This window comes from Streptococcus sp. FSL L8-0526, assembly GCF_038007145.1.
GTDB lineage: Bacteria > Bacillota > Bacilli > Lactobacillales > Streptococcaceae > Streptococcus > Streptococcus thermophilus.
The window spans coordinates 480,108-492,596 of the sequence record NZ_JBBOWP010000002.1 but is presented as its reverse complement, the minus strand read 5'-3'; the positions used below and the strand labels follow the sequence as shown (position 1 = coordinate 492,596).

Here is a 12,489-nt window from a genome sequence, read left to right as displayed (position 1 = left end):
ATAAATACAGAATTATTCGGACACTATTGTACCATAAAAAAACGTAAAATGTCAGCATTTTACGTTTTTATTATTCAATATTAGCCTTGACTGGGGGAAGATTGAAGAGTTTTATCTTGATTAACAGTCGGATTTCCTACTCCCTGAACATCTGAATTTTCAGCATTAGCTTCTTTCTCAGTATTTTGTTCAGTTAGTGTCGTTGTTTCCTGACCCTCGTCAGAAATTTCTCTGTCTTCCTTCTTATCTGTCTTGCTTTTATCTTTCTTTTTATCCTTATCAGTTTTTGATGATTCTACTTCAGGAGTTGTTGTATAGAGGCCAACCTCCATATCTACAATACATCCATCAGAAAGCTTACTCTTAATTTTCTCGTAATAAGGTAACTTAGTCGTTAATTGAGAGAGGGGAACGCGAATAGAATTTCCATCATATAACTCAATTGTCAACAAATCTGTAGTTGCTTTTGTAGGCGTTAAATTAATAATTTGAATATTATTCTTGATTTTACTATCAAGTTTATGCAACTCTTTTACTAAATCTTCAATTTTCTTTTCATCATCCGTCTTTAAAGTGATAAATTTATCTGGTAGATTTCCTGTTGAAACAGTCCCTCCAGTCTTACCGCTTTCAAGAATAGAAACATATCCATTTGATGTTTGACGATAAGCCACGATTGGATATTCTTTCACTGCAATATTAAATTGATTTGGAAAACTATAAGTTACCGTAGCCTTTTTAACCCAAACGTTGTTTTTTTTAACAGTTGATGCAATCTCTTCTTGATTGAAAAAAACGTGAGTAATATAATCTGTATCAAGAATACCACTTGCAACTTTCACATCTTCCGGTAGAGCATTTTTTGTTCCTGATACTGTAAGAATCTTTTGCTTAGACCAAGGCGAGATAAAGAAGAGTGAAAATACGATTAAAATCGCAGCTATAAAAATAACAAGCCCCGCAAGATTTCGTTGTGCAATTGGGATATTGCTAGTCGTATTGACTTTTTTTCTTTTTTTCTTCTTGACCTTTTTTTTTACTGGTATTTTGTCCTCCTGAGATGTGGCTTTTTCTGGATGAACGCCTGTTTTGTTAGTCATCTCTCCTGAATCTTTGGTTTCTTGTTTTCTCAAAAATTCTAGATTTCGCTTCTGCCACTCAGTCAGAACTTTTTTTTCTTGTGATTTTTGATCCTTTTTTGCCATGAAATTCCTTTATTTATTTGAAATACTAGTCACTAATAGATTTGAAATACTAGTCACTAATAGGTTATAAAAATCATCAGGAGAAGTGATTTCCTCAGATTTAGCCATAGCTTCTTTGTAAGTCTCTGCATGTTCAACAAGTTGTTCGAGCTTGTGTTTTAATGTCTCCCAACTTAATTCCGATTCCTGCAATTGACGAGCGTAACCCTTTCTTTCAAAATAGTCAGCATTTTCAAGCTGGTCCCCACGGCTAGCTTCTTTTCCTAGAGGAACGATTAAATGAAGTTTTTTCATAGCCAACAATTCAAAAATAGTATTTGAACCACCACGAGTTACAACTAAATCCGCCATATCCATAAGAGGTTGGTACAAATCTGTCACATAATCAACTCTATAAAGATGACGCTCCAGGGTATTTAATGAGGAATCCCCAGATATATTGATGACATTATAGTTCTCAATCAGTTCTGGAGTTTTGCTAATAAAATCATTAAACACCTTTGCACCAGCTGATCCCCCAATAAAAAGGACTGTTTTTAGTTTCTCATCAAACTGTTCTTTAATCTTATCTAGTTGATCTGAATTATCAAACCTTGTCATACCCACCTTAGTAATAGCACCAACATGCCTTGCCTTCACCAAAGCTTTTGATTGTTCAAAAGTCGTAAACATAGTAGTTGCAAACTTGTATGCGATTTTATTGGCTAATCCCATAGACAAATCAGACTCGTGAACATATACAGGGACTCTTAATAAATTAGACGCGATAACTGGTGGTACAGATACAAATCCGCCTTTTGAAAAGAGTGCTTGGGGACGAATCTTAGCAATAATTGCAATTGACTGTAGAATTCCCCAACCAACTTTAAAGACATCCAACATGTTTTGCCATGAAAAATAACGACGTAGTTTACCTGTAGCAATACTATGGAAGGTTACATCTAGACCAGACTTATCAATTTGTTCGTGTTCAATACCATGTTTATCACCGATATAGTGCACTTCCCATCCATCTTTTAGAAACTTTGGAATTAAGATAAGATTTAAGGTCACATGTCCAACTGTCCCTCCACCAGTAAAAACAATTTTTTTCGATTTTGTCATAGCCTATCCCTTCAATCGCTCAACAGTTGCGATAAATTCATCACCACGCACTTCGAAATTCTTGTACATATCCCAACTCGCGTTAGCAGGACTCAACAAGACAACATCACCTGCACTAGCTTGTTCAAAGGCAATGCGTGTCGCATCAGCCACATCTTTGGCATCCAGATAGGTTACACCAGCTTTGTCTGCAGCACGTTTGAGACGAGGAGCTGATTCTCCCAAAATTACCATTTTCTTAAGTCCAGTAATATCAGGAATGAGTTCATCGAATTCATTACCACGGTCCAAACCACCGACAATCAAAATGACTTTACTATTATCAAAGCCAGAAAGTGCTTTTTGTGTCGCTAAAATATTTGTTGACTTACTATCATTATAGAATTTTACATCATCAATCGTATCAACAAATTGAAGACGGTGTTTAACCCCACCAAAGCTTGAGAGAGTTTCTTTAATTGCCTGGTTTGAAACACCTGACAATTTTGCAACAGCAATTGTCGCTAAGGAATTTTCAATATTGTGACTTCCTGGAACTCCAAGTTCATCAGCATGCATTAGCAATTCACCTTTGAAGTAGAGGCCACCATTTTCCAGATAAGCACCATCTACTTTTTCCACAGTTGAGAAGGGAACGACCTGCGCATTTGTTTGCGTAGCCAACTCTTTAGCCAAATCTTGATTAAAGTTTAAAATAATAAAATCGTCTGATGTCATTTCGTTTTGAATATTCCATTTGGCAGCTACGTATTCTTCAAAGCTACCATGATAGTCAATATGCGTCGGCATCAAGTTCGTAATCACAGCAATATGTGGATGAAAACTCTCAATTCCCATCAATTGGAAAGAAGACAACTCCATGACCAAAGTATCCTGATTTGTCACTGATTGCGCTACTTCCGATGCAGGGAAACCAATATTTCCAGACAAGACACCTGACTTTCCACCATGATTTAAAACACCAGCAATCATAGTTGTTGTGGTTGTTTTACCGTTTGAGCCTGTAATACCGATAATTGGTGCTTCAGAGACTAGGTAAGCCAATTCAACTTCAGTCCAAACTGGAATTTCTTTTTCAAGCGCACGAGCTACCATTGGATTATCATACCGAATTCCAGGATTCTTGACCATTAATTCAAAATTTTCATCCAAAAGTTCAAGTGGATGTCCACCACAAATAACCTTAGTGCCTTCTTCAAGAAGTGATTGAGCCGATGGGTTTTCCTCAAATGCTTTTCCATCATTAACAGTAACAATAGCTCCTAGCTTAGCCAAAAGACGAGCCGCTGCTTCACCAGATTTAGCCAAACCAAGGACTAAAACCTTTTTATTTTCCAATTGTGTTATTGATTTCATAATTCGTCCATTCTCTCAAATTGTATCATATCCATTTTACCCTTTATCACAAGCTATTTCAAGGAGTAGTATTTTCTATTCACAGAAAAAAGCCAATCTTAACAGATTGACTTTAATATCATGCTACTTATTTTCGCCTTGTTGAGCTTTATCACGATTGGGCTCTGACATGCCGAAAATATCTTTCAAGGTGAAATAACTCAATATAAACATTCCTACCGTGACAAAGAACTCACCAGGTAAACTGAAGAATTTAATGATTGATAACACTGCTAAAAGCAAGAGCAATGCTAAGGTAGCCATGACAAAGAGAAGATTCATAGTGTTTTTAACTGACTTTGGTGCAATAAAGAAATAGAATGAAGCAATCAATATAGCAACAATCAGATAAAACATCTCTTCTCCTCTCTAAAAATTATTCAGCTTCCGCTGCTTTTTTTCTTACGTTTATTAGCTTTATCACGCTCTGCTTTATTCAAAATTTGTTTACGCAAGCGGATAGATTTAGGTGTTACTTCCATGTATTCATCATCATCCAAGAATTCAAGTGATTCTTCAAGTGTCAATATACGTGGAGTCTTGATAACAGCCGTCTGGTCCTTAGTAGCTGAGCGCACGTTTGTCATTTGTTTTGCTGTAGTAATGTTAACACCAAGGTCATTTTCACGAGCATTCTCACCAACAATCATACCTTCATAAACTTCAGTACCTGGGTTAACAAAGATAGTACCACGTTCTTCAATACGCATAATTGAGTAAGTTGTCGCTTTACCTGTATCGATAGAAACGAGAGCACCCCGGTGACGTCCGCCAATCTCACCAGGAACAACCGGCAAATATTGATCAAAGGTATGGTTCATAATACCGTAACCACGTGTCATAGACAAGAATTCAGTAGAGAATCCGATGAGTCCACGAGCTGGCACAAGGAAGATAAGGCGTGTTTGGCCGTTACCAACCATTTGCATATCAAGCATGTCGCCTTTACGTTCTGAAAGAGCTTGGATGATTGAGCCTTGGTACTCCTCTGGAGTATCAATTTGAACACGTTCAAATGGTTCGCATTTCACTCCATCAATTTCCTTGATGATAACTTCTGGACGTGACACTTGAAGTTCATATCCTTCACGACGCATTGTTTCGATAAGGATTGACAAGTGCAATTCACCACGGCCTGAGACAGTCCATTTATCTGGTGAATCAGTTGGTTCAACACGTAATGAAACGTCTGTTTGCAACTCAGCCAAAAGACGCTCTTCGACTTTACGTGATGTCACGTGTTTACCTTCGCGACCAGCAAATGGTGAGTTATTCGCCAAGAAAGTCATTTGAAGTGTTGGTTCATCAATACGAAGAACTGGCAATGGTTCAACAGCATCAGTTGGTGTGATTGTTTCACCGACGAAGATATCTTCCATACCTGAGATAGCAATCAAGTCACCAGCTTTGGCTTCTTCAATTTCACGACGCTCCAAGCCAAAGAAACCAAAGAGTTTCGTAACACGGAAGTTTTTAGTTGTTCCATCAAGTTTTGAAAGGGTAACTTGATCACCAACTTTTACACTCCCACGAAAGATACGTCCAATACCAATACGTCCAACAAAGTCGTTGTAGTCAAGAAGTGACACTTGGAATTGAAGTGGCTCATCTGAGTTATCTACAGGAGCTGGGATGTGATCTATAATAGTGTCGAAGATTGGAGCCATAGTGTGCTCTTGATCAGCTGGATTATCAGACAATGATGATGTTCCATTTATAGCTGATGCATAAACAACTGGGAATTCCAATTGATCATCATCTGCACCCAGTTCGATGAATAGCTCTAGGACTTCATCAACAACTTCTTCAGGACGAGCTGAGGGTTTATCAATCTTGTTGACAACAACAATTGGTGTCAAATTTTGCTCAAGAGCTTTTTTCAATACAAAACGTGTTTGAGGCATTGTCCCTTCATAAGCATCGACAACAAGAACAACACCGTCAACCATTTTCATGATACGTTCAACTTCTCCACCAAAGTCCGCGTGCCCTGGTGTGTCCATGATATTAATACGAGTACCATTGTAAGCAACGGCTGTATTCTTAGCAAGGATGGTAATACCACGTTCTTTTTCAAGATCGTTTGAGTCCATTGCACGCTCATCAAGTTCCATACGTTCATCAAGGGTGTGTGATTGTTTCAACAATTCATCTACAAGTGTTGTTTTTCCGTGGTCAACGTGGGCAATAATGGCAACGTTACGGATGTCTTCTCTAAGTTTAGTCATCTTTTCCTCTTTATTATTTATTTCAACCTTTCAAGTATACCACATTTTCAATAAAATGGCAGAGATCGGATAATTGTAAACGTTTTTCAACAAAAAAAAGTGCTACCTTCCCTTATCCAGTTAGGCGCACCTTATCTCATTATTTGTCAATACTATAAGCAAGACTAGCAGCTCCAATGATTCCTGCATCATTTCCAAGCTCCGCTAATTTCACTTTTGTTGTACGGCGAACTTGTGGGAATGCATAACGTGTAAAGTATCCTTCAACACGACTACGCAAGAATTCTCCTGCGGCAGAAACACCACCACCGATAACGACAGAATCTGGGTTAAGAATGTTTGAGATGTTTGCTGTTGCAAGTCCGAGGTATTCAGAGACTTTATCAACAATGCTGTCAGCAAACTTATCACCTTCAGTAGCAGCTACGAGAATATCTTTACTTGTAACAAGCTCACCATTGTCTACAGCAGCTTTAATAGAAGAGTTTCCTTCGTATTTTTCTGCCAAATGATGTGCTACACGTACAATACCTGTTGCTGAAGCTACAGTTTCCAGACACCCCTTGTTTCCGCAAGTACACTCAAATCCTGTTTCAGGTTCAACAATAATGTGACCAATTTCCCCACCAGCACCGGCAACACCATGAATTAAGTTACCATCAGCGATAACACCGCCACCAACACCTGTACCCAATGTTACAAAGACAACATTCCGATTGTTAGCACCAGCACCAACCCAACGTTCACCCAGTGCAGCCACATTAGCATCATTATCAATAGCGAATGGAATACCAAGTTCTTTTTCAATGACAGAGCCAACTTCTTGAGTTTCTGCCCAGTTCAAGTTAAAGGCACCCGTTACTGTTTTATTTTCTCGGTCAACTGCACCTGGAGATCCCATACCAATTCCAATAAAATCTTCAGCAGTAAGTCCATACAATTCCAAACGGTGTTTCAAAGATTCTACAATGTCAGGAACAATGTGGCTACCATTTTCAAACGTATTTGTTTCAATAGCCCATTTTTCTTGAACTTCACCATCTGCAGTCAAAATACCAAACTTAACGGTTGTTCCACCGAGGTCAATACCTAAGAGTTTCTTACTCATTTTCCTTCTCCATTTCAATCCGATATTCACGTCGTAAAATCATTTCAGCAATAAGATAGTTTTCCTTGTCTATCAAAGCATTCTGATAAAGACCTTCCAATTCAATCTTCATCATCTCGATATCATAGAGCCTTTTACCCAAGTAAACTACTACCCCAAACTGCTTCAATAACTGTTGAACGTCATATAATGTTTTCATAGAAATATTTTAGCAAAAAGCTTAAGGCATGACAAGATAATTTTGAAAACCTTTACAGATTATTATGTACCTAGACAAAAAGCCCAAGTCTATTTGACTTAGACTCTTATCTATTGACAATTCGGACAAACGCCATGCAAAATCATTTGCTCACGAGTGATGCGAAATCCTGTTTGCGATTCTACCTCTTCTTTGAAAGACGGAATCGGTAAATATAAATCAGTAATTTGACCACATTTTTCACAAACAATGTTTAAGTGGTCATGCCCCATAAAATCATAATATGTTGTATTATCATTATTAACCTTAATTTCAGAGACAATTCCCTCTTCGACTAACACTTTCAAGTTGTTATAGACCGTTGCTAAACTCATACCTGGATTATCAGGGAGAAGGTCATAATATATCACATCAGCACTAGGATGTTGATCAGACATCATCAAATAGCGGATAATAGCTTTACGAGATTCGGTTAATCGAATCCCTTTAGCTTTTAACTGATTCAAGATATCTTCGTAAACACCGAGACTATGTCGATGATCAGACATATCGCCGCCTCTCTTCTTCTAAAAGTATTTTGTATCTATTATACACTTTTAAAGGAACTCTTGACAATCATCTTAACTCAAAATTTGATTATTTCAAGTCTGGTGCTTGTCCAAGTTCTGCAGTCAACATCCAGATCGTCTTATCAATTTCTGATTTTGCATCCGTAAAGATATCATTTGAAGGAACATCTCCTTCTTCATCTGTGATATCCAAGCCAACTTGGAATAAGACAGACAAGTATTTGTATATATCAACCAATAGCTGAATTCGATCAGACATTGGTTGATCAAATGTACCAGTAGTTTCAGTCAAACCTGAATTAGATGAAAACTCTACCAAAGTTGAGTATGGTTCACCACCAATGGCAATCAAACGCTCACTAATCTTATCAAGATAGGAATTCAAACTATCCATTAATTCATCCATTTTTGGGTGAAGATAAAGGAAACCAGGACCACGCATATACCAATGAACTTGATGCACAATAGAAGCTGCTACAGACAAATCGGCAACCGCTTGATTTAATACTGCTTTGGTTTTTGTGTTTGTTGGCGTCTTTGCTTGATGGTTAACTGTTTCCTTGATTGTTTCTTTAATTGAATCTGTCATATTCTTTCTCCTTATTTAGAACCATTATTGTTTATACTTATATCTTAAAGTATTTCTAAATAAGATGCAAGTAAAACGCTTTTTCTGTCTTTTTTCGAATAGTTAGGTATGCTTAGTATTTTATATTTTTTTCTCGGTACCTCTTTAGGCTCCTTTATTGGATTGATTTGTGATCGTTTTCCTGAGAAGTCGATTATTTTTCCTAGAAGCCATTGCAATCAGTGTGGGCATCCGTTACGTTTTTTCGAAATGATTCCGATTCTATCACAACTTTTCTTAAGGTTCAAATGTCGGTTTGGTGAAGGTGATTTTCTCTATTTGGCCAGTGTCTCCCTCATTTTCCCATTTTCCAAAATACTAATAGCTATTGAACTAGCTTGCCTATTTGGGCTTATGTACTTCCTAGTACGTAGAAACCCTAATGAAACAGTCGCTTTTGTCCCATTTCTCTTTATGAGCGTTCTAATTCTTACCTTCATGTAATAGTATAGAAAAAAACCGAAATAATCGGCTTTTTCAGTATTAATTCATATATTCTAAAAGTATTTTATATCTATTATACATTTTTAGAGGAACTCTTGACAATCATCTTAACTCAAAATTTGATTATTTCAAGCCTGGTGCTTGTCCAAGTTCTGCAGTCAACATCCAGATCGTCTTATCAATTTCTGATTTTGCATCCGTAAAGATATCATTTGAAGGAACATCTCCTTCTTCATCTGTGATATCCAAGCCAACTTGGAATAAGACAGACAAGTATTTGTATATATCAACCAATAGCTGAATTCGATCAGACATTGGTTGATCAAATGTACCAGTAGTTTCAGTCAAACCCGAATTAGATGAAAACTCTACCAAAGTTGAGTATGGTTCACCACCAATGGCAATCAAACGCTCACTAATCTTATCAAGATAGGAATTCAAACTATCCATTAATTCATCCATTTTTGGGTGAAGATAAAGGAAACCAGGACCACGCATATACCAATGAACTTGATGCACAATAGAAGCTGCTACAGACAAATCGGCAACCGCTTGATTTAATACTGCTTTGGTTTTTGTGTTTGTTGGCGTCTTTGCTTGATGGTTAACTGTTTCCTTGATTGTTTCTTTAATTGAATCTGTCATATTCTTTCTCCTTATTTAGAACCATTATTGTTTATACTTATATCTTAAAGTATTTCTAAATAAGATGCAAGTAAAACGCTTTTTCTGTCTTTTTTCGAATAGTTAGGTATGCTTAGTATTTTATATTTTTTTCTCGGTACCTCTTTAGGCTCCTTTATTGGATTGATTTGTGATCGTTTTCCTGAGAAGTCGATTATTTTTCCTAGAAGCCATTGCAATCAGTGTGGGCATCCGTTACGTTTTTTCGAAATGATTCCGATTCTATCACAACTTTTCTTAAGGTTCAAATGTCGGATATGTCAAAGTTCTATCCCATACCGTTACCTCTTCTTGGAATTGTTTTGTGGAGGAATACTTCTTCTTTATTTCTATGACTACCTAGATTTCGGAAGAACCTATTTGCTTTTTTTCAGTCTTTGTCTAACTATTTTTGATTTAAAAAATAAATCATATCCCCTTCTAATTTGGATTCTTGGAACACTACCTCTCCTATGTTTGGGAAACCACTACCTCACTTTTAGCTTAGGAATAAGTTTAGCCGTTCTGTCATATATCAAACGTTTAAATATTGGTGAAGGTGATTTTCTCTATTTGGCCAGTGTCTCCCTCATTTTCCCATTTTCCAAAATACTAATAGCTATTGAACTAGCTTGCCTATTTGGGCTTATGTACTTCCTAGTACGTAGAAACCCTAATGAAACAGTCGCTTTTGTCCCATTTCTCTTTATGAGCGTTCTAATTCTTACCTTCATGTAATAGTATAGAAAAAAAACCTAAATAATCGGTTTTTTCAGTATTAATTCATATTGACACGGTGCCATTCATTAATAACATAAGCGAGCACCCCCAATTGTTGAAGACCCCAACCACTAATTTCATCTGATTCCTCAGTTGAACCACCAAGGTAACGGGTATAGATTGCTACCAAATAAGGTGTATCTTCCATGACAATAGCATCAACGTTGAGTGCTTCACGAACGTAGCCTGGTTTTTGATAGATGGTTAAACCAGGAAGATAAGTTTTGTAGTATTCATTTGGGAAAGACTCACCAATATAGTGGAGAATATCCTTATAATTCTCTTGGTGTTTCCAAAGGTAATCCAAGACTTGGATGTAATAATCCGTTGTTGTCTTATTACCATGCATTTGAATAGTTTTAACTTTCCCTTTTGACTTACCGTATTTATCAAGCATGCCATAGAATTTTTCCATACCGCCAAGACGTTCTGCCAATGCATAGGCAGGCGTATTCTCAGAATAAACTAGAGAATATTCTTGCATATCTGGGATGGTCATTGCACCACCAAAGGAGGCAACATACTTATCATGTTCTCCTTGATATTCATATTCAGTATTATTAATATCAAAACGTTCAGTCAAAGAAAGCTTCCCTCTATTAACCTCATCCATAACAAGCATGTTTAGTGGCAATTTGTAGATTGATCCTGCAGTCATTGGCTGAGTATCATTCATAGAGAATTGCTCATTTGTCTTGGTATTTTTATATGAGAAGGCGATTGGCTAGACTCGATTCCCTGATCAGCCATAAAGGCTTCAACCACTTGGTTCAATGTCATGTTAGCATAATCATAATACAATCCATTAGCATACATCGTATCTGCATCTGCTTCCATGACTCCTTTTTTAGCTTCAGCTGACTTGTTGGTTGGAGTTACCTTTTCCTCTTTTTTCTTATCCTCTTTTTTAGTTACCTTAGAGTTAGAACCAAAAATGTTCCCAAGGTTCCCAGTGTGACCAGCCTGTTTTCCTCGTCCTGCTAAGGCAAGCATAGCAACAAACACAAGAATAACTACTGCACCCAGAAGAATTAAGATAAGATAAGGTTTCTTATCATCACTGAATGATTTCGATCTAGATTTTTTAGAGCGTTTACTCCTAAGTAATAAGGTTTCAATTTTTTCTTCTTTTTCCTTGTGTCCTACTGGTATCGATGTTTCCTCAACCGGTTTCTTTTCTACTGATTTCTTAGAAACCTTTTTCTTATCTTTTTTGTTATTCTTCTCGTCGCTTCTTTTGACATTTTTTTACAATCTTTACTGTCTTTCTTAACGTCTTTTTGAAGGTCTTGTTTTAACGAATCTTTCTTCTTATATTTAGTTTTTTGGCGGCTTCCACTATACTTTTCACTTGAATGTTTTTTCTTTTTTCTCATACCAATTATAGTTTAAGCTATAATAGTACAAAAAACAAGGAGATTTTACAACCATATTACAAAAAAACACCCTCAAGACTGAGGATGATTCTAGACTTATTTAGCTGCTGCGTAAAGCTCAGCAACTTTATTCCAATTGATGATTTTAAAGAAGGCTTTGATGTAGCTTGGACGTACGTTACGGTATTTTAGGTAGTAAGCATGTTCCCAAACATCAAGTGCCAAGATTGGTTTTTTACCGTCTGAGATAGGTGTATCTTGGTTGGGAGTTGAAACAACTTCAAGTTTACCTTCTGCGTTAACCACAAGCCATGCCCAACCTGAACCAAAACGAGTTGTTGCTGCCGTAGTGAAAACTTCTTGGAAAGCTTCAAATGAACCGAATGCTTCATTAATAGCGGCTGCTACTTCTGCAGTTGGTTCTTGCTTTTCTGGTGACAAAAGTTCCCAGAAAAGTGCGTGGTTAAGATGTCCACCACCATTGTTAATAAGTGCTTGACGGATGTCTGCTGGAATTTTTTCTACATCAGCCAAAAGCGCTTCAAGGTCCTCACCAATTTCAGGGTGTTTTTCAAGCGCAGCATTAGCATTCGCCAAGTAAGTTGCATGGTGTTTGTCATGATGAAGAGTCATTGTTTCAGCATCAATGTATGGTTCCAAAGCATCGTAAGCGTAAGGAAGATCTGGAAGAATAATAGCCATAGTAAAGGTCCTCTTTTCATTTTTTTCCATCTTACCATAAAGTGATAGAGCTTTCAAAAATTTTGCTTACAAAATCTTGGAAATCTCC

Annotated in this window: 13 protein-coding genes and 1 pseudogene; 2 read left to right on the top strand and 12 right to left on the bottom strand. The window is 37.1% G+C overall.

Annotated features, from left to right (window positions below; genetic code table 11):
• Positions 1 to 80 precede the first annotated feature (80 nt).
• From NSQ85_RS09825 to NSQ85_RS09785, 9 genes are all read right to left on the bottom strand, one after another.
• Positions 81 to 1,205 carry a cell division protein FtsQ/DivIB gene (locus NSQ85_RS09825; RefSeq protein WP_179974434.1) on the bottom strand — a complete coding sequence of 375 codons (1,125 nt, stop codon included), beginning with the start codon at positions 1,203 to 1,205 and terminating at the stop codon, positions 81 to 83.
• 9 nt (positions 1,206 to 1,214) lie between these two features.
• Positions 1,215 to 2,309 carry a UDP-N-acetylglucosamine--N-acetylmuramyl-(pentapeptide) pyrophosphoryl-undecaprenol N-acetylglucosamine transferase gene (locus NSQ85_RS09820; RefSeq protein ID WP_179974433.1) on the bottom strand — a complete coding sequence of 365 codons (1,095 nt, stop codon included), beginning with the start codon at positions 2,307 to 2,309 and terminating at the stop codon, positions 1,215 to 1,217.
• A 3-nt stretch (positions 2,310 to 2,312) separates the two neighbouring features.
• The gene (murD, locus tag NSQ85_RS09815) at positions 2,313 to 3,665 is read right to left on the bottom strand and encodes a UDP-N-acetylmuramoyl-L-alanine--D-glutamate ligase (protein ID WP_179974432.1); all 1,353 of its coding nucleotides are present in this window, start codon (positions 3,663 to 3,665) and stop codon (positions 2,313 to 2,315) included.
• A 123-nt stretch (positions 3,666 to 3,788) separates the two neighbouring features.
• Positions 3,789 to 4,061, bottom strand: coding sequence for a DUF3165 family protein (locus tag NSQ85_RS09810; RefSeq protein ID WP_179972863.1), 273 nt, complete (start codon positions 4,059 to 4,061; stop codon positions 3,789 to 3,791).
• 23 nt (positions 4,062 to 4,084) lie between these two features.
• On the bottom strand, positions 4,085 to 5,932 hold the full coding sequence (gene typA, locus NSQ85_RS09805) for a translational GTPase TypA (RefSeq protein ID WP_179974431.1): 1,848 nt from the start codon (positions 5,930 to 5,932) through the stop codon (positions 4,085 to 4,087).
• Between the two features lie 139 nt (positions 5,933 to 6,071).
• Positions 6,072 to 7,040, bottom strand: a complete 969-nt coding sequence (locus tag NSQ85_RS09800; protein ID WP_179974430.1) for an ROK family glucokinase — start codon at positions 7,038 to 7,040, stop codon at positions 6,072 to 6,074.
• Complete coding sequence (locus NSQ85_RS09795; protein WP_179974429.1) at positions 7,033 to 7,239, bottom strand: YqgQ family protein; 207 nt, start codon at positions 7,237 to 7,239, stop codon at positions 7,033 to 7,035. The genes NSQ85_RS09800 and NSQ85_RS09795 overlap by 8 nt, the downstream gene beginning before the upstream one ends.
• A gap of 110 nt (positions 7,240 to 7,349) precedes the next feature.
• Entirely contained in the window at positions 7,350 to 7,787 is a 438-nt protein-coding gene (locus tag NSQ85_RS09790; RefSeq protein WP_141326303.1) for a Fur family transcriptional regulator, read from the bottom strand.
• Positions 7,788 to 7,875: 88 nt separating this feature from the next.
• Entirely contained in the window at positions 7,876 to 8,397 is a 522-nt protein-coding gene (locus NSQ85_RS09785; RefSeq protein WP_179974428.1) for a Dps family protein, read from the bottom strand.
• A gap of 108 nt (positions 8,398 to 8,505) precedes the next feature.
• Here NSQ85_RS09785 and NSQ85_RS09780 point away from each other — a divergent pair, with 108 nt between their 5' ends.
• The gene (locus NSQ85_RS09780) at positions 8,506 to 8,880 is read left to right on the top strand and encodes a prepilin peptidase (protein WP_179974427.1); all 375 of its coding nucleotides are present in this window, start codon (positions 8,506 to 8,508) and stop codon (positions 8,878 to 8,880) included.
• A 123-nt stretch (positions 8,881 to 9,003) separates the two neighbouring features.
• Here the strand turns inward: NSQ85_RS09780 and NSQ85_RS09775 are convergent, their stop codons facing one another.
• Positions 9,004 to 9,525: a Dps family protein gene (locus tag NSQ85_RS09775; protein WP_179974426.1), complete on the bottom strand. Its 522-nt coding sequence runs from the start codon at positions 9,523 to 9,525 to the stop codon at positions 9,004 to 9,006.
• 108 nt (positions 9,526 to 9,633) lie between these two features.
• On the opposite strand from NSQ85_RS09775, the gene NSQ85_RS09770 reads away from it, so the two are divergent.
• On the top strand, positions 9,634 to 10,281 hold the full coding sequence (locus NSQ85_RS09770; protein ID WP_179974425.1) for a prepilin peptidase: 648 nt from the start codon (positions 9,634 to 9,636) through the stop codon (positions 10,279 to 10,281).
• A 40-nt stretch (positions 10,282 to 10,321) separates the two neighbouring features.
• On the opposite strand, the pseudogene NSQ85_RS09765 reads toward NSQ85_RS09770, so the two are convergent.
• Positions 10,322 to 11,316: pseudogene (locus NSQ85_RS09765) on the bottom strand (serine hydrolase).
• 479 nt (positions 11,317 to 11,795) lie between these two features.
• The gene (gene sodA, locus NSQ85_RS09760; RefSeq protein ID WP_179974424.1) at positions 11,796 to 12,401 is read right to left on the bottom strand and encodes a superoxide dismutase SodA; all 606 of its coding nucleotides are present in this window, start codon (positions 12,399 to 12,401) and stop codon (positions 11,796 to 11,798) included.
• Positions 12,402 to 12,489 lie beyond the last annotated feature (88 nt).